The sequence below is a fragment of the Sphingobium sp. RSMS genome (genome assembly GCF_005406185.4).
Lineage (GTDB): Bacteria > Pseudomonadota > Alphaproteobacteria > Sphingomonadales > Sphingomonadaceae > Sphingobium > Sphingobium fuliginis.
Genome location: NZ_CM191257.1, coordinates 2,343,699 through 2,359,090 on the forward strand (window position 1 = coordinate 2,343,699; position 15,392 = coordinate 2,359,090).

General features: G+C 66.5%; 19 protein-coding genes. 8 read left to right on the forward strand and 11 right to left on the reverse strand.

Annotation, left to right across the window (positions count from 1 at the left end; translation table 11 throughout):
* The first annotated feature begins 1 nt into the window (after window position 1).
* On the forward strand, window positions 2–703 hold the full coding sequence (gene phoB, locus EGM87_RS11275) for a phosphate regulon transcriptional regulator PhoB (RefSeq protein ID WP_044660189.1): 702 nt from the start codon (window positions 2–4) through the stop codon (window positions 701–703).
* A 37-nt stretch (window positions 704–740) separates the two neighbouring features.
* Here phoB and EGM87_RS11280 read toward each other — a convergent pair whose 3' ends face one another.
* From EGM87_RS11280 to EGM87_RS11310, 7 genes are all read right to left on the reverse strand, one after another.
* On the reverse strand, window positions 741–920 hold the full coding sequence (locus tag EGM87_RS11280) for a Trm112 family protein (protein ID WP_044660190.1): 180 nt from the start codon (window positions 918–920) through the stop codon (window positions 741–743).
* Window positions 917–1,525 carry an LON peptidase substrate-binding domain-containing protein gene (locus tag EGM87_RS11285; RefSeq protein WP_025548636.1) on the reverse strand — a complete coding sequence of 203 codons (609 nt, stop codon included), beginning with the start codon at window positions 1,523–1,525 and terminating at the stop codon, window positions 917–919. Before EGM87_RS11285 ends, EGM87_RS11280 begins: the two co-directional genes overlap by 4 nt.
* Before the next feature lie 14 nt (window positions 1,526–1,539).
* Window positions 1,540–2,451 carry a tetratricopeptide repeat protein gene (locus EGM87_RS11290; RefSeq protein ID WP_044660191.1) on the reverse strand — a complete coding sequence of 304 codons (912 nt, stop codon included), beginning with the start codon at window positions 2,449–2,451 and terminating at the stop codon, window positions 1,540–1,542.
* Between the two features lie 110 nt (window positions 2,452–2,561).
* Window positions 2,562–3,407: a MipA/OmpV family protein gene (locus EGM87_RS11295; RefSeq protein ID WP_044660192.1), complete on the reverse strand. Its 846-nt coding sequence runs from the start codon at window positions 3,405–3,407 to the stop codon at window positions 2,562–2,564.
* A 71-nt stretch (window positions 3,408–3,478) separates the two neighbouring features.
* The gene (locus EGM87_RS11300) at window positions 3,479–3,892 is read right to left on the reverse strand and encodes a DUF2141 domain-containing protein (protein WP_371873074.1); all 414 of its coding nucleotides are present in this window, start codon (window positions 3,890–3,892) and stop codon (window positions 3,479–3,481) included.
* Window positions 3,893–3,925: 33 nt separating this feature from the next.
* On the reverse strand, window positions 3,926–4,639 hold the full coding sequence (locus EGM87_RS11305) for a sterol desaturase family protein (RefSeq protein ID WP_037482224.1): 714 nt from the start codon (window positions 4,637–4,639) through the stop codon (window positions 3,926–3,928).
* 46 nt (window positions 4,640–4,685) lie between these two features.
* Window positions 4,686–5,576 (reverse strand): prephenate dehydratase, encoded by an 891-nt coding sequence (locus EGM87_RS11310; RefSeq protein ID WP_025548642.1) that lies wholly within the window; start codon window positions 5,574–5,576, stop codon window positions 4,686–4,688.
* A gap of 186 nt (window positions 5,577–5,762) precedes the next feature.
* Here EGM87_RS11310 and EGM87_RS11315 point away from each other — a divergent pair, with 186 nt between their 5' ends.
* Together EGM87_RS11315 and EGM87_RS11320 are read left to right on the forward strand one after the other, a co-directional pair.
* Entirely contained in the window at window positions 5,763–6,392 is a 630-nt protein-coding gene (locus EGM87_RS11315) for a c-type cytochrome (RefSeq protein ID WP_044660194.1), read from the forward strand.
* Window positions 6,393–6,425: 33 nt separating this feature from the next.
* Complete coding sequence (locus tag EGM87_RS11320) at window positions 6,426–7,010, forward strand: GNAT family N-acetyltransferase (RefSeq protein WP_083198987.1); 585 nt, start codon at window positions 6,426–6,428, stop codon at window positions 7,008–7,010.
* 148 nt (window positions 7,011–7,158) lie between these two features.
* On the opposite strand, the gene EGM87_RS11325 is transcribed toward EGM87_RS11320, so the two are convergent.
* Together EGM87_RS11325 and EGM87_RS11330 are read right to left on the reverse strand one after the other, a co-directional pair.
* Entirely contained in the window at window positions 7,159–7,962 is an 804-nt protein-coding gene (locus EGM87_RS11325; protein WP_044660196.1) for a kinase, read from the reverse strand.
* Window position 7,963: 1 nt separating this feature from the next.
* Window positions 7,964–9,280, reverse strand: coding sequence for a hemolysin family protein (locus EGM87_RS11330; RefSeq protein ID WP_025548648.1), 1,317 nt, complete (start codon window positions 9,278–9,280; stop codon window positions 7,964–7,966).
* A gap of 151 nt (window positions 9,281–9,431) precedes the next feature.
* On the opposite strand from EGM87_RS11330, the gene EGM87_RS11335 reads away from it, so the two are divergent.
* A complete protein-coding gene (locus tag EGM87_RS11335; RefSeq protein WP_044660197.1) occupies window positions 9,432–10,112 on the forward strand; it encodes a YiaD family glycine zipper/OmpA-like lipoprotein in 681 nt (226 codons plus the stop codon).
* Between the two features lie 55 nt (window positions 10,113–10,167).
* On the opposite strand, the gene EGM87_RS11340 is transcribed toward EGM87_RS11335, so the two are convergent.
* On the reverse strand, window positions 10,168–11,160 hold the full coding sequence (locus EGM87_RS11340; RefSeq protein WP_025548651.1) for an esterase-like activity of phytase family protein: 993 nt from the start codon (window positions 11,158–11,160) through the stop codon (window positions 10,168–10,170).
* 227 nt (window positions 11,161–11,387) lie between these two features.
* On the opposite strand from EGM87_RS11340, the gene EGM87_RS11345 reads away from it, so the two are divergent.
* The gene (locus EGM87_RS11345) at window positions 11,388–11,807 is read left to right on the forward strand and encodes a glycine zipper 2TM domain-containing protein (protein WP_025548652.1); all 420 of its coding nucleotides are present in this window, start codon (window positions 11,388–11,390) and stop codon (window positions 11,805–11,807) included.
* 186 nt (window positions 11,808–11,993) lie between these two features.
* Here the strand turns inward: EGM87_RS11345 and EGM87_RS11350 are convergent, their stop codons facing one another.
* Entirely contained in the window at window positions 11,994–12,221 is a 228-nt protein-coding gene (locus EGM87_RS11350; protein WP_025548654.1) for a hypothetical protein, read from the reverse strand.
* Window positions 12,222–12,435: 214 nt separating this feature from the next.
* Between EGM87_RS11350 and EGM87_RS11355 the strand changes: the two genes are divergently transcribed.
* Genes EGM87_RS11355 through EGM87_RS11365 form a run of 3 tightly spaced genes read left to right on the forward strand, consistent with a single transcriptional unit; the run spans window position 12,436 to window position 15,382 of the window.
* On the forward strand, window positions 12,436–13,407 hold the full coding sequence (locus EGM87_RS11355) for an ArsR/SmtB family transcription factor (RefSeq protein WP_044660198.1): 972 nt from the start codon (window positions 12,436–12,438) through the stop codon (window positions 13,405–13,407).
* The gene (gene metF, locus EGM87_RS11360; protein ID WP_044660199.1) at window positions 13,404–14,339 is read left to right on the forward strand and encodes a methylenetetrahydrofolate reductase; all 936 of its coding nucleotides are present in this window, start codon (window positions 13,404–13,406) and stop codon (window positions 14,337–14,339) included. Before EGM87_RS11355 ends, metF begins: the two co-directional genes overlap by 4 nt.
* Window positions 14,336–15,382, forward strand: a complete 1,047-nt coding sequence (locus EGM87_RS11365; protein WP_044660200.1) for a homocysteine S-methyltransferase family protein — start codon at window positions 14,336–14,338, stop codon at window positions 15,380–15,382. The genes metF and EGM87_RS11365 overlap by 4 nt, the downstream gene beginning before the upstream one ends.
* Window positions 15,383–15,392 lie beyond the last annotated feature (10 nt).

Sequence of the window (15,392 nt, forward strand, 5' to 3'; positions counted from 1 at the left end):
CATGGCGCGGGCCAAGATGCTGTTGGTGGAGGATGACGCGGCGCTGGCCGAACTGCTCATCTGGCATTTCAAGCGCGAGGATTTCGAGGTCGCGCACACGGTCGACGGGGAGGAAGCGCTGCTTCTGGCGCAGGAGAATGTGCCCGACATCGTGCTGCTCGACTGGATGGTGGAAAGCCTGTCGGGCATAGAGGTCTGCCGCCGCCTGCGCCGCATGAACGGCACGGCCAACGTCCCGATCATCATGCTGACCGCGCGCGGCGAGGAGGAGGATCGCGTGCGCGGGCTGGAAACCGGCGCGGACGATTATGTGACCAAGCCCTTTTCGCCCCGCGAACTGGTGGCGCGCGTCGGCGCGGTGCTGCGGCGCGTGCGCCCGGCGCTGGCCGGCGAGACGCTGACCTTCGCGGATGTCGAGATGGACACGGTCGGCCACAAGGTCCGACGCGGCGGTCAGGTGATCCCGCTAGGCCCCACCGAATTCCGGCTGCTCAAGCATTTCCTGGAACATCCCGGCTGGGTCTTCTCCCGCGAGCGGCTGCTGGACAGCGTGTGGGGGCAGGACAGCGACATCGAACTGCGCACGGTGGACGTGCACATCCGGCGATTGCGCAAGGCGATCAACGCGGACGGCCGCTATCACGACATCATCCGCACGGTGCGTTCAGCGGGCTATGCGCTGGATACGGACGGGGTCGCGTAAAAGGCGGTCGCGGACAGATGGGGTCCGGTAGCGGTCGTCACCCCGCTATGGACCGCGCCTCCCGCACGACCAGCACCGGGACGCCATCGCGCACCGGAAAGGCGAGCCCCGCCGCCTCGGACAGCAATTCGCCCTGTTCCGCATCCCAGCGCAGGGGCGTGCGCGTCACCGGGCAGACCAGCTTCGCGAGCAGCGCCGGATCGATCCTGCCGCTCATTGCATCGTCGCCCCGCCGTCGCGTTCGATCCGCCCGACGATCTGCATCAGCTGGATGATCCGGTCGGCCCGTTCGCCCAGCGTATCCGCCTCCAGCAGGGTCTGCTTGGCCGCCGGATCGAAGGGCACGATCTGCGCGATCCCGTTCACCAGCGCCATGTCGTCGAGCCGCGACACCGCCGTCCAGTCGACCACATAGCCCAGCGCATCGGCAAAGCGCCGCGATTCCTGCTCCAGCGCCGCCCGCTCCACGGCGGAGAGGATTTCATCCTCTTGCGCAATGGGCTCCACATCCGCCTCGATCTGGCGAAAGGCGGTGGGGACGTCCAGTTCCCGCACCACACGAAAGCGCGCAAGCCCCTTCAGCAGGATGTTGTACCGGCCGCCCTCCAACGCCTCGATATGGGTGATGTGGCCCAGGCAGCCCACATCGAACAGCGCGGGCTTCGTCCCTTCCTCCCGCGGCTGGATCATGCCGATGCGCCGGTCCCGCGCCATGGCGTCATGGATCATCGCCTGATAGCGCGGCTCGAAGATATGGAGCGGCAGTTCCATGCCCGGCAGCAGCAGCGCGCCCGGCAGGGGAAAGATCGAGACGCGCGACATGACGCCTGCGCCGGTCAGGAAAACAGGATCTGGGAAAGCTTGCGCCGCTGCCCCGCGACCCAGGGATCTTCCAGCCCCGTCGCCTCGAAAAGCTTGAGGAGCTGCGCCCGCGCCGCGCCGTCATTCCACGCCCGGTCGCGCCGCACCAGTTCCAGCAACTGCTCCGCCGCTCCATCGCGGTCGCCATTGGCCATCAGGCCGTTCGCCAGTTCGAAGCGCGCCTCATGATCGTCCGGATCGGCGGCGACCTTCGCCTCCACACCCGACAGGTCAGCCACCGGCCGGGCATCGCGCGCCAGCGCAATGGCGGCGCGTGCGCGCTCCACCGCCTGGTCCTTGGCCACATCGGCGGGCAGAGCGGCCAACGCCGCTTCGGCTTCGTCGAACTGTCCCAGCGCCACCAGCGCCCGCGCCGCGCCCGAAGCCACATCGGCATTGTCGGGCAGCATCTGATCGATCTGCCGGAACACGGACAGCGCCCGCTCCGCTTCGCCCCCGGCCAGCAATTCCTCGCCCATGGCGATCAGGGGCGCAATCTCCTCCAGCTGCGCCTTCTCCTCCGATTCGATCGGCAACTGGCCCAGCAACTGGTCGAGATATTGCTTGAACTGCCCCTCGGTCCGCGCCTGGCTGAGGTCGGCCACCGGCTGGCCCTGGAACACGGCATAGACGGTGGGGATCGACTGGACGCGGAACTGGGCGGCGATGAATTTGTCCTCATCGACGTTGATCTTGACCAGCTTGACGCCCTTGGCCGCATAGTCGGCGCAGACCTTCTCGATCACGGGCGCGAGCTGCTTGCAGGGGCCGCACCATTCGGCCCAGAAATCGACGATCACCAACTGGGTGCGCGAAGGATCCACCACATCGCGGCGGAAAGCCTCCACCGATGCCTTGTCGGCCTCGCTCAGTCCAAGGGTCGCCACTTCTCTTATCTCCTGCTGCAAACGCGGTTGCCAAGCCGCCCTCATACAGCGCCTTATGTGGGGCGTCACCCCATAGGAACAAGGGAGATCGGCCGGGGATCAACCGGAGATCAAAAGGTGTAGCCGACGCCGATCGCGCCGATCCACTGATTCCGGGAGCCCGCGACGGACACGATGGGCGAGGCGGCATAGTCGCCCAGGATCCGCGAATAGCTGGCCGCGGCGAAGATCGCCCAGCCATGGCGCAGGTCGCCCGACAGCGACTTGCCGCCCGCCAGGCTGAAATTCACCTTCTTGAATCCCGAACCATCGCCTGCCCCGCCATAGGCCGGCAGCCCCGATGCGGCAGCGCCCGCCGGATCGACGTCATAATAATAGCGGCCATATTTCCTGCCGACATAGTCCGCCGACACGCCCAGCCCGACGAAGGCCGTCTGCGACAGCGGCGTCATATATTCCACCGCGGGCGTGATGACATAGCTGCCATGCGCGCCCGCCACATCCCTGGTCACGGCGACGCGCGCCGACAGATTGTCATAGGCGCTGGTGATCACCCCGGTCTTGCCGATGCCGACGAAGCCGCCGACCTCCACCGCGATGTCGCGCTTGCCCAGCAGGCGCACGGCATCGTCCTTGATGTTCCTGCGGCTCGACCGGTCGAAGCGGACGTTGACCACCGGGCCCAGTTCGAAGTCGACGCCGTCGGGATCGCTGTTGGGGATCGCGTCGACATACAGGCCCGGACCGCGCGTCCAGAAGGCGAAGTCCTTCACCTTGCCGCGAAGCTGCGGGATGGGCAGCACGCGATAGTCGTCGGACCCTTCATAGCTCGGCGCGGCGGCCACGCCCACGCCGATGGTCAGGCTGCTGCGATCCTCCTGCTGGGCGAAGGCCGATGGCGCAAGGCAAATGGCCGCGACGGCGAACGCCGCGGAAAGGCGACAGCGATGATGCATGATGAGCCTGTTCAAAGAGATTGTCGGGCAAGATAATGTTTTTACGGCATTACCGTTCCGCACCGCGACATTCAGAGGAAATATTTGACCCTGATGTCCTGCCGCACCGCCGCCCCGGCCATGGCGAACTGCGCCGAGCGGAAGCTGGGCGCGCCGAAGCGGATCGCCGGATTGCGCGAAAAGCCCACCCCCTCGCGCGGAATGCCGGCCAGCGTGTCCAGCTTGCCATTACCATTCTCGTCATGAATGATGGCGATCGCATAGGTTCCCGGCTCCATCCGGCCGAGGGGCACGATACCGGCGGTCGCGGGGACGGTGAAATGCCGCCCGTCCGGATCGCCCCGGCAATCGGGGAAATGGTCCGCCTGCCGCGTCACGCAGATCAGGAAATTGCCCCTGGAGGACCGCAGGCCCTGCACGTCCATGCTGAGCGGCTGCGCCTGGTCGGCCACCGCCGCGCCCATGACCAGCGGGACCGCCGCCATCATCGCTGCCCTGCCCTTCACGCCCGTCCTTCCCTAAAAATGGCCCAATCCCCTGTCGGTCCCGCACAGCCGGTCCCAGATGCGGAAATACAGGCCGTAATTGCACGCATATTGTTCATGATGCCGCTGGTGATGGCTGGCGGTGATCAGCCAGCGGCCGGCCCGGCCCTGCACCATCCAGCGCGGAAACATCTCCCATCCCATATGGTTGCTGACGCCCATCACCGTCATGATCGTCAGCACCACGCCCAGCGCACCGACATGGATCGGAATCAGGAAGACCAGCGCCGGGATCACCACCGCGCCGGTCACCGCCTCCCATGGATGGAAGCTCATCGCGGCCCAGGCCGTCGGCGGGCGGCTGGCATGATGCACGGCATGGGCGATCCGGAACAGCCGGGGCCGGTGCATCCAGCGGTGGGTCCAGTAGAACCAGGCGTCATGGGCCGCAAGGTAAAGCAGCACGGACAGCGGCAGATACCAGAGGGGGAAGGCATGGACGTCGGCATAGACCCGCGTCCAGCCATGCGCCTGCCACCCCCAGGCGACGATGCCCGCCGGCACGCCGTAGATCAGTGCGGAGGCCAGCGACCAGGCGATTTCCCGCCGGACCTGCCGGTCCAGCCCGGCATAGAGGCCCGGCCTGCGATAACGGGTCGCCAGCGCGAAGGCGCCGCTCGCCAGCAGATAGCGCACGCCCACGATCACGCTCATGGCAAGGGCCGACAGAAGGATCGCGGTGAACATCGGCCCGACCATAAGCGGTCTGGAGCCCGCCGTCACGCCCGGGCGCTCAGGTGCGCGGCCGCGCCTGCCGGTAGCTGCCGAGTATCCGCACCCATTTGGTGTGGAATTCCAGCTCCGCCAATGCCCGGTCGATGGCCGGATCGCCCGGCATCCCCTCTATGTCGCAGTAGAATTCCGTCGCGGCGAAGCTGGCGCCGCGCTGATAGCTTTCCAGCTTCGTCATGTTGACGCCATTGGTGGCGAAGCCGCCCATCGCCTTGTAGAGCGCGGCCGGAATGTTCTTCACCTCGAACAGGAAGGTGGTCATCACCGGGCCCACCCCCGCCGCCGGCATCTTCGGCTCACGCGAGAGCACCAGGAAGCGCGTCATATTGTCGGCGCTGTCCTCGATATTCTCCGCCACCAGCCGCAGGCCGTAGAGTTCCGCCGCCAGATAGGGGGCGATGGCCCCTTCCCCGGCCACGCGGGTTTCCGCGACCAGCGCCGCCGCGCCCGCCGTGTCGGCATAGCTGACCGGCTGGATGCCGCGTTCCCGCAGATAATGGCGGCACTGGCCCAGCGCCTGCGGGTGGCTGACCGCGCTTTTGACGGGGGTGCTGTCGACCGCCATCAGGCAGTGCCGGATGCGCAGGAAATATTCGTCGACGATATGCAGCCCGGATTCGGGCAGCAGGAAATGCATGTCGGCCACGCGGCCATGCAGGCTGTTCTCGATCGGAATGATCGCCCGCGCGGCGCGCCCTTCCCGGACCGCATCGATCGCATCCTCGAACGCGAAACAGGGCAAGGGAACGCAATCGGGCGCATAATCCAGCGCCGCCAGATGCGAATTGGCGCCCGGCGCGCCCTGGAAGGCGACGGCGCGAACGGGATCGACGGCGGCCTTCGCGGCGAGGTCCGCGACCAGATCGCGGGCGGGGGCGGGATAGTTTTCCATGGGCGCCTGCGCGCTTATTCACTTCATCGCGCCCGCGCAAGCATCCTCTCCGGCCGCAAAGCCATGAAAAGCGTGCGCGATCCCGTTCAAGGCCGCTTGCACGTTCGCGCTTGCGCCATTATGGCAGCGCGCTAGAGGGGACGCGAACCAAGCGGCCAGAACAGAAATCCAGGGGAATCCGAGCGAATGGGCGATCGTTTCAACACCGCTGCCGGTTGGGCTTTGTTCGCGGGTATCATCGCACTGGGCGGTGCCATCGTCAGTTCCAAATTCTTCCATGAGGAACGGCCCGAGAAAATGGGCTACGCCATCGAGGGCGTCGAAGCGGAAGGCGAAGGCGGCGCGGCCAGCGGCCCCGGCCTCAACACCCTGCTCGCCAGCGCGGACGTCGCTGCGGGCGAGAAGGTGTTCGCCAAGTGCGCGGCCTGCCACACCGTCAACCAGGGCGGCGCCAACGGCATCGGCCCGAATCTCTACGCCACGGTCGGGGAACCGATCGGCCAGGGCAAGGGCGGCTTCGCCTTCTCCGACGCGCTCAAGAGCAAGGGCGGCAACTGGACCTTCGAGAATCTCGATCACTGGCTGACTTCCCCGCGTGAATTCGCGCCGGGCACCAAGATGACCTTCGCCGGTCTCGGCAACCCGGCCGACCGCGCGAACCTGATCGCCTGGCTGAACACCCAGGGTTCGAACCTGCCGCTGCCCGCCGCCGATGCGGCTCCGGCAGCCGGCGGCGACAATGCCGCGGCCGAGGGTGGCAATGCCGCCGCCAATGCGGCAGAGGCGCCCGCCGCCAACGCCGCCGCCAGCGAGTAAGAACTGGACGGCGAACCCATTCGGGTCGATGATCTGACGGGCGCGGCCTTGCTGGCCGCGCTCGACGCTTTGGCGGACCTGCGCATCACGGTCTTCCGCGCCTTTCCCTACCTCTATGACGGATCGGGCGAAGCGGGCCGCGCCTATGAGCGCGATTATCTCACCGCCTATGCGAACAGCCCCGGCGCGCTGATCGCCGGGGCTTTCGCGGGCGACCGGCTGGTCGGCGCCGCCACCGCCGCCCCCATGGCCGACCATGCCGCGGAATTCGCCGCTCCTTTCCGGGCATGCGGCATGGACATCGGCCAAATCTATTATTTTGGCGAATCGGTGCTGCTGCCGGAATGGCGCGGGCGCGGCATCGGCCACGCCTTTTTCGACCGGCGGGAAGCCAAGGCGCGGGAACTGGGATTCGCCATGGCCAGCTTCTGCGCGGTGATTCGCCCGCCGGATCACCCTGCCCGCCCCGCCGGCTATGCCCCGCTCGATCCCTTCTGGCGCGCGCGCGGCTATGCCCCGGTCGAGGGGCTGATCGGCCATTTCGACTGGAAGGATCTGGGCGACGACGCGGAAAGCCGCCATCCCATGCAATTCTGGGTGAAGCGTCTCATAGCCTGACGGGCGCGCTCGTCTGCCGTTCCTCCGTTTGAGATGCCCTTTTGGTCACCCCGGACGCGATCCGGAATCCTGCCTTTTTCTTTGACGGTGACTGAGAAGCAAGGGGGCCGGATCAAGTCAGAGGCGGCGAGCGCAGCAATGCCGGGTGTCAGCCGTTGCAAATCCCGATCACCCGCCGCATCTCGTCCAGCCTGATCGTCAGGTCCGCCCGGCCCGGCATCTCCTCCAGAATATGCTGGGTCAGCCGCTCATAATGCTGGACGAAGCGCGCAATCCGGGCATCCGGCATGCCGCCGCCAGCCTCCTTGCGCAGGTCATGCTCCTGCTGCGTCCGCCAGCGCCGGACGATCCCGAAGTCCGGCGCGGCCAGCAGCACCAGCCGGTCGAGCCGCGCGAACAGCGCCTGATAGTCCTCCGCCAGCGCCCGGTTTACAAAGGCGCGCCAGACGCCGTCCGCATCCTCCTCCCGCTCCAGGGCATTGACCGGCTCCACCAGCGCCGCCGCGCCCTGCGGCAGCGCACCGACGCACCAGCCCTCCAGCAGCAGCAACCGCGTGCCAGTCGCCGCCTTTTCCCATCGCCCTTCCGGCAAAGGATCGTCCGACGCCTTGTCGAAACGCGGCAGCAAGGTCGCCTCTCCCCGCTCCAACGCATCGATCACCCGCAACCCCAGCGCCACATCATGCGTCCCCGGCACCCCGCGCGTGCGCAGCAGCGGATGGATCGAACGGGCCATAGCCTCCCGCTCCGCCCGCGTGCGATACAGATCGTCGATGGAAAGGATCGCGGCCGGAATCCCGTCGCTCTGCAACCTCTGCCGCAAGCCCGCCGCCAGCGTCGACTTGCCGCTGCCCTGCGCCCCGCACAAGCCGATCACCAGCAGGCGACCGCCAGCCTCCTCCAGCGCCCGCCGCGTCAATCCCTCGACCGCGTCCAGCGCATCGTTCCGCATCCTATCGCTCCGCGATCAGCAGCTTGTCGATCTTGCGCCCATCCATATCCACGATCTCGAACCGCCAGCCCTGATCGTCGATGAAATCGCCCACTTCCGGCAAGCGCTTGAGCAGCCACAGCGCATGGCCGGCGACCGTCGCATAGTCGCGATCCTCCGGCAAGTCGATGCCGATCCGGTCCGCGAGCAGGTCCACCGGCATCTGGCCCGACACCAGCAGGCTGCCGTCCTCCCGCTCGACCAGGTCCGGCTCATCCTCGCTGTCCAGGTCGGACACGAAATGGCCTGCAATGGCGGAGAGCAGGTCGGCAGGCGTCGCAATCCCCTCGAAATGCCCATATTCGTCATGCACCATGACCATCGGCACCTCGGCCCGCCGCAGCACCTCCAGCGCGTCCATGGCGTCGACCTGATCCGGCACGACCTCCACCTTGCGCATCAGCCTTTCCAGGCTCAGCCCCTCGCCCCGGAACAGCGCGGTCATGATGTCGCGCGCCTGCACCACGCCGATGATGTCCTCCACCGTCCCCCGGCCCACCGGCAGGCGGGTGTGCGGCGTATCGAGCAGCTTGGCGCGAATTGCCTCCTCATCGGCATGGATGTCGATCCAGTCGACATCCATGCGCTGGGTCATCACCTCGCGCACCGGGCGGTCGGCCAGCCGCACCACGCCGGAAATGATGGCCCGCTCGCTCTCCTCGATCACGCCGGACCTGCTCGCCTCCGCCACGATCAGGTGCAGTTCCTCGGCCGTCACCTGATTTTCCGATTCGCGGGTCAGCCCCAGCAGGCGGAAGATGAGGGCGCTCGATCCGTCCAGCACCCACACGATGGGGGCGGTGACCTTCGCCAGCCACAGCATCGGCCCGGCGACCAGCACGGCGATGGGCTCCGGCGCGCGCAGGGCGAACTGCTTGGGCACCAGTTCCCCGACGATCAGCGAGGCATAGGTGGTAAGGCCGATCACCAGGGCGAAACCGGCATTCTGCGCGGCATGGGGCGACAGGCCCAGCATCGCCAGCCGTTCCCCCGTCGGCCCGCCAAGGCTGGCGCCGGAATAGGCGCCCGCGACGATGCCGATCAGGGTGATGCCGATCTGCACGGTGGAAAGGAACTTGCCGGGATCGCTCGCCGCCGCCAGGGCGGAGCGCGCGCCGCGCCGCCCGGCCTTTTCCATCGCCTGAAGGCGCGGCTTGCGGGCGGACACGATCGCCAGTTCCGACATGGCGAACAGGCCGTTCAGCGCGACGAGCGCCAAGATGATGACGAGGTCGACCCAGGGAAAGGGCGTCGGAGCGTGCGGGGGGATATTGGCCATGGCGGTCGGCGGCCACCTATAACCCTGATTCTTACAATTTCACAACCGCCGCATCATCTGCAGTTCAGTTCGCTTGTGGAACAAAGGCCTCCTCTCATCCATTGGGGGTGCATCCGCTCCGTTCGGGCGCACGAGAAAGGGAAATATATCCATGCGGAATTTTCATCGCATCATCGGCGCGGCCGGCCTGGCCGCCATGCTGGCGACCACGGCCTGCACCACCGATCCCAACACCGGCAACCGCACCATTTCCAAGGCCGCGATCGGCGGCATCGGCGGCGCGCTGGGCGGTTATCTGCTAGGCGATCTGGTCGGCGGGCGGCATGACCGCACCGAAAAGATCCTGGGCGCGGGCATCGGCGCGGTCGCGGGCGCGGGCATCGGCGCCTATATGGACGCGCAGGAAAAGAAATTGCGCGAAGAAACCGCCGGCAGCGGCGTGGACGTGATCCGCGATGGCGACAATCTGGTGCTGCGCATGCCATCGGGCATCACCTTCGCCACCGACAGTTCCGCCGTGCAGCCCCAGTTCCAGCCGACGCTGAACGACGTCGCATCCGTACTGGCGCAATATCCCAAGACCTATATCGACGTGTACGGCCACACCGACAGCGACGGCACCGATGCCTATAACCAGGCCCTGTCGGAACGGCGCGCCCAGGCAGTGGGCGATTATCTGACGAGCCATGGCGTGCAGTCGGCCCGCATCGCCACGCGCGGTTTCGGGGAAACCCAGCCGATCGCATCCAACGCCACGGCGGAGGGTAAGGCGTCCAACCGCCGCGTCGAAATCAAGATCGCTCCGGTGACGGAGCAGGATGTGCGTAGCTGAGACGGGCTGGGGGGGCCGGGAGGCCGGTCCCCGCCCGCTGTTCCTTCATGCCGCCCTATCCCTGCCAATCCAGGGCGAATTTCAGCAGCAGGGTGCGTTGGAAAAATTCGTGATTGTCGTCCGACGCGATCCAGACGATCCGGCGACCGCCTTCCCGGCTCAGGGCCAATCCTTCGAAATTGTCGGCCAACAGGGGCGGCGCCAGCCGGGCCAAGACGCGCGCCTTCAGCCGGTCGCCGGAGCGCGGCTCTTCCGGCAGCTCGATGATCGCCAGGGTCGCCGTGAACAGTTCCTGCAAGGTCAGCCGCCGGTTGAGGACCAGCACATGCCTGTCGTCCAGCGCGACCGCGTCGGTCGGGCGATAACCGCGCGGCGGCACATAGCGCAGGTGCATGGGCGCCGCCGTAGCGGCTTCGGCCGGGTCGCCCGCGAACAGCAGCGTGTCGTGGCTGCCGTCGGCGGTCATCCCCATTTCCGCCAGGACGAGGAAGCGGCCGCCGGGCAGCCGCGCCAGGGATTCGACCGATCCCGTTTCCGGCCAGGCCTCGATCTCCGGCCAGGTGCGGCAGGCTTCGACGCGGGCGAAGCCGGGGGAATAGCGGCAGATCATCTGTTGCAGTTCGAAGCCCACCCAATAGCGCCCTGTCGCCGGATCATGAGCCATCGCCTCCGAATCCCAGGCCCACCAGGGGCGCTCCCGATCCTGCGGGCGGATGGGAAGCGGGGCGATGAAGGGACGCCGTTCCGCCCTGCCCGGGCCGATGTGGAAACCCATCAGCGTGCCGGAATCGCTGAGCGCCAGAATCTGGCCGTCGGGTTCCGCCAGCAGCGAGGATATGCCGCCAAAGCCATGATGGGTGCTGCTGAGTTGCCATCCGCCCAGATAGTGCAGCATTCCAAGGTCGCGCTGGGCGGGATCGGCCGCGTTCAGGGACAAGGCGCGCGCCCGCACCAGCAATGGGCCGGGGCCGAAGGGTTCGGGCTTGTTCTTGTGCGGCGCGGGAAGCAGCAGGATCGCGAGCAGCAGGACGATCAGGATTCGGCGCATCGCCCTTGCCATAGGGGATAATCGGCCCCTGTGCAGGGTTTTTCGCGGCGCTGGCATCGACCGCCGAAAAGCGCGATAAGCGTTCCTGCCGGTTGCTCCAATGCTGAACGGCGGCTGACATCGCCATTCAGGCTTGGCTCAATGCGAATCGGGCAAAAGGGTCTCAATCGATGGTGAGTCCTCCGTGGAAGACCTGCCGTGATCGATGGCAAATGAGGAGCAACGCCATGAAGACGAAGTTTCTGATCAATCTGGGGGCGGCGCTGGCAATGGGCGCTGCCTCTCTGGCCGTCACCGCAACGCCGGCCATGGCCCGCGACGGCTGGGGCCGCCATTATGACCGTGGCGACTATTATCGCGGCGACCGCGGGTATCGCGGCTATCGCGGCGATGGTTATTACCGGGGCGGCGGCTATTATCGCGGCGACGGCTATTACCGGGGCTATCGCGGCTATCGCGGTGGCTATCGCTGCCGGGACAATGGCACGGGCGGCACCATCATCGGCGCGATAGCCGGTGGCCTGCTCGGCAATGAAGTCGGCAAGGGCAGCGGCCGCTACGGTCGCCGCGGCGACGGCACCACGGGCGCCATCATCGGCGCGGGCGTGGGTGCGCTGGCCGGGCGGGCGATCGACCGGGATTGCTGATCCACCGTTGAAGGATGAACGAAAAGAGGGCCGCTCCATCGGGGCGGCCTTTTTTTTGCCTTCTGACGCATCCTGTCCCTGCAACGCCAGGGCAGGCTCAGCCTGATGGAACCGACCGGCGCGAGTCAAAGAAAAAGGCCGCCCCGTTTCCGGCGCGGCCCATTCCAGACAATTCCCTTCTGGGAATTACATCGCGTTCGCGGCAGCGTTGCCGGCCGTGTTCGCAGCGTTCGAAGCGGCGTTCGAAGCATTGTCGGCAGCGTTCAGCGCGGCGTTCATGGCGTTGTCGGCAGCGTTCGAAGCGTTCTCCGCGGCATTGGCCGAAGCGTTGGCGGCATTTTCCGCACCGCCCGAGCAGGCGGCCAGGCCGAGCGACGCGGCGAGAACGAGCGAAAGAGCAATCGACTTGGTCATGGGTTAACCCCTCTCTGAGAATAATAACGGTGCAGACCACTCTCGGAGAAAAGTTCACCCCCCATTGCGTCTGCGCCGCGATTCGTAATGAATCCGGCGACTCATGGCAATCCCAATCATGCGTCAAGCCCGTGATTCGGGGCTGTCAGGGGTTGAACGGCGCGGTTCCGAACGACCATTGACGCATATAAAGATTTCTTTATATGATCCATGCATGAGCGCAGCAATCGACATTTTCCGGGCATTGGGCGACCCGACGCGGCTGCGCATCATCTATCTTCTGCGCGCCATGGAACTGGCCGTGGGCGAAATCGCGCAGGTCGTGGGGCAAAGCCAGCCGCGCGTGTCCCGCCATGTCCGCATCCTGGCCGAAGCCGGTCTGGTGGAGCGGCGCAAGGAAGGCAATTGGGTTTTCCTGCGGCTGGGCAAAGAGGCGGAAATCGGACCCTTTCTGACGCTTTTCGACCAACTCGTGCCGTCGGAGGGCGAACTGTTGTGGCAGAAGGCCGACCTCGCCCGGCTGGCGGCGGTACGGGCGGATCGCGCCCAGGCGGCGGAAAGCTATTTTGCCGAACATGCCGAGGAATGGGACGCGATCCGGTCCCTGCATGTGCCGGAGGGCGATGTGGAGGCGGCGATGACCGCCCTGCTGGGGGCGGAACCGATCGGCCATCTGCTCGACATCGGCACCGGGACCGGGCGAATGATCGAATTGTTCGGTCCGTCGGCGGAACAGGTGACGGCGCTGGACCGCAGCTCGGACATGCTGCGGCTGGCCCGCGCCAAGCTGCCCGAGGATGCGGGCGACAAATATGCGCTGGTGCTGGGCGATTTCAGCGCCCTGCCGCTGGAGCCGGGCAGCGCCGATACGGTGGTGCTGCATCAGGTGCTGCACTATGCCCAGGCGCCCGAGGCGGTGATCGAGGAAGCGGCCCGGGTGACGGCGGCGGGCGGCCGCGTCCTGATCGCCGATTTCGCGGCGCATGAACGGGAAGAGCTACGGCTGCGCGACCAGCATGCGCGGCTGGGCTTTTCCGACGGGCAGATCGAAAGCTGGTTCGCGGATGCGGGCCTGGAACTGGAGCGGGTGGAGGTGCTGCCCGGCCAGGAACTGACGGTGCAATTATGGCTGGGCCGCCGCCGTGGCGCGCGCGTCCTGCCTATCGAAGGACGACTTTCCGCATGACCTTGAGCTTTCCCTCCGTCGAAGAGGCCACGCGGGCTTGGCAAGCGCCGCTCTATGCCGATCTGACGGGAGACATTAATGTGAGCTTCGAATTCTTCCCGCCCAAGACGGAGAAGATGGAGGAGCAGCTCTGGTCCGCGATCCAGACGCTGACGCCGCTGGCGCCGAAATTCGTGTCGGTGACTTACGGCGCAGGTGGGTCGACGCGGGAGCGGACGCATAACACGGTGGCGCGGATCGCGAAGGAGACGCCCCTGTCGGCGGCGGCGCACCTCACCTGCGTGGCGGCAAGCAAGGCGGAGATCGACGGGGTGGCCGACGCCTATTGGGAAGCGGGCGTGCGGCATATCGTGGCGCTGCGCGGCGATCCGCCGGAAGCGGGCGCGAAGTTCGAGGCGCATCCGGACGGGTACAAGGGCGCGGCGGAACTGGTCGAAGGGCTGGTGAAGCGCCATCCCTTCGAGATTTCGGTGGCCGCCTATCCGGAGACGCATCCCGACGCCTTGAGCGCGCGGGGCGACATCGACAATCTGAAGCGCAAGCTGGATGCGGGCGCGACGCGGGCGATCACGCAATTCTTCTTCGAGCCGGATACCTTCTTCCGCTTCCGGGATACTGTGGCGGCGGCGGGGATCGACGCCGACATCATTCCGGGCATCATGCCGGTCAGCAATTTCGCGGCGGTCCAGCGCATGTCGGCCATGTGCAACACCGATGTGCCGGGCTGGATGGGCAAGCTGTTCGAGGGGCTGGACGACCTGCCCGCCGCGCGGCAGCTCGTGTCCGCGACGCTGGCGGCGGAACTGTGCCGCAAGCTTTATGCAGGCGGGGTGCGCGACTTTCATTTCTATACGCTCAACCGGGCGGAACTGAGCTATGCGATCTGCCATCTGCTCGGGCTGCGGCCGGCGACATTGGAGAAGACGGCATGACCGCCGAGGAACGCTTCCGCGCCGTGGCCGCGGAGAAGATCATGATATTCGACGGCGGCTACGGCACGTCGATCCAGAAACATGGGCTGACGGAGGCGGATTATCGCGGGTCGCTCGATCTGACGAAGGACCAGAAGGGCAATAACGACCTGCTCTGCCTGACCCGGCCGGACATCGTGGAGGGCATCCACACCGCCTATCTCGACGCCGGTGCGGACATGATCGAAACCAACACCTTCTCCTCCACCAAGATCGCCATGGCCGATTATGGCTGCGAACATCTGGTGCGGGAGATCAACATCGCCGCCGCCCGGATCGCCCGCAAGGCGTGCGAGGCGGCGAGCGCGAAGGATGGGCGGCCGCGCTTTGTCGCGGGGTCGATCGGGCCGACGAACAAGACGCTGTCGATCTCTCCGGACGTCAACGATCCGGCCTATCGCGAGGTCGATTACGATACGCTGAAGGCCGATTATCGCGAGCAGTGCGACGCGCTGATCGAGGGCGGCGTGGACTTCCTGCTGGTCGAGACCTGCTTCGACACGCTGAACGCCAAGGCGGCGGGCATGGCGGCGCGGGAGGCCGAGGCGGCGGCGGGGCGGCCGGTGCCGCTGATGCTGAGCTTCACCATCACGGATATGTCGGGGCGCAACCTGTCCGGGCATACGATCAACGCCTTCTGGTATTCGCTGCGGCATTTGAAGCCGCTGACCATCGGGGTGAACTGCGCCTTCGGGGCGGATCTGCTGCGGCCTTATCTGAGTGAGCTGGCCAAGAATGCGGATACGCTGATCCTGGCCTATCCCAATGCGGGGCTGCCCAATGAACTGGGACAATATGATGAGCTGCCGGAGACTACGGCGAACCTGATCCGCCAGTGGGTGGATGAGGGGCTGGTCAATATGGTCGGCGGTTGCTGCGGCACGACGCCGGCGCATATCGGCGCCGTGGCGAAGGCGCTGGCGGGGCACAAGCCGCGTCAGGTGCCGGAGCTGCCGGTGGTGACGCGGCTTGCGGGCCTCGAACCGATGCATATTGCCGCGTAAGATATAAATC

Excerpts from the sequence above, each read along its gene's own strand:
- phoB (WP_044660189.1), top strand. The coding sequence starts at position 2 with ATGGCGCGGGCCAAGATGCTGTTGGTGGAGGATGACGCGGCGCTGGCC.
- EGM87_RS11280 (WP_044660190.1), bottom strand. The coding sequence starts at position 920 with ATGAGCGGCAGGATCGATCCGGCGCTGCTCGCGAAGCTGGTCTGCCCG.
- EGM87_RS11285 (WP_025548636.1), bottom strand. The coding sequence starts at position 1,525 with ATGTCGCGCGTCTCGATCTTTCCCCTGCCGGGCGCGCTGCTGCTGCCG.
- EGM87_RS11295 (WP_044660192.1), bottom strand. The coding sequence starts at position 3,407 with ATGCATCATCGCTGTCGCCTTTCCGCGGCGTTCGCCGTCGCGGCCATT.
- EGM87_RS11300 (WP_371873074.1), bottom strand. The coding sequence starts at position 3,892 with ATGGCGGCGGTCCCGCTGGTCATGGGCGCGGCGGTGGCCGACCAGGCG.
- EGM87_RS11305 (WP_037482224.1), bottom strand. The coding sequence starts at position 4,639 with ATGTTCACCGCGATCCTTCTGTCGGCCCTTGCCATGAGCGTGATCGTG.
- EGM87_RS11310 (WP_025548642.1), bottom strand. The coding sequence starts at position 5,576 with ATGGAAAACTATCCCGCCCCCGCCCGCGATCTGGTCGCGGACCTCGCC.
- EGM87_RS11315 (WP_044660194.1), top strand. The coding sequence starts at position 5,763 with ATGGGCGATCGTTTCAACACCGCTGCCGGTTGGGCTTTGTTCGCGGGT.
- EGM87_RS11325 (WP_044660196.1), bottom strand. The coding sequence starts at position 7,962 with ATGCGGAACGATGCGCTGGACGCGGTCGAGGGATTGACGCGGCGGGCG.
- EGM87_RS11330 (WP_025548648.1), bottom strand. The coding sequence starts at position 9,280 with ATGGCCAATATCCCCCCGCACGCTCCGACGCCCTTTCCCTGGGTCGAC.
- EGM87_RS11335 (WP_044660197.1), top strand. The coding sequence starts at position 9,432 with ATGCGGAATTTTCATCGCATCATCGGCGCGGCCGGCCTGGCCGCCATG.
- EGM87_RS11340 (WP_025548651.1), bottom strand. The coding sequence starts at position 11,160 with ATGCGCCGAATCCTGATCGTCCTGCTGCTCGCGATCCTGCTGCTTCCC.
- EGM87_RS11345 (WP_025548652.1), top strand. The coding sequence starts at position 11,388 with ATGAAGACGAAGTTTCTGATCAATCTGGGGGCGGCGCTGGCAATGGGC.
- EGM87_RS11350 (WP_025548654.1), bottom strand. The coding sequence starts at position 12,221 with ATGACCAAGTCGATTGCTCTTTCGCTCGTTCTCGCCGCGTCGCTCGGC.
- EGM87_RS11355 (WP_044660198.1), top strand. The coding sequence starts at position 12,436 with ATGAGCGCAGCAATCGACATTTTCCGGGCATTGGGCGACCCGACGCGG.
- metF (WP_044660199.1), top strand. The coding sequence starts at position 13,404 with ATGACCTTGAGCTTTCCCTCCGTCGAAGAGGCCACGCGGGCTTGGCAA.
- EGM87_RS11365 (WP_044660200.1), top strand. The coding sequence starts at position 14,336 with ATGACCGCCGAGGAACGCTTCCGCGCCGTGGCCGCGGAGAAGATCATG.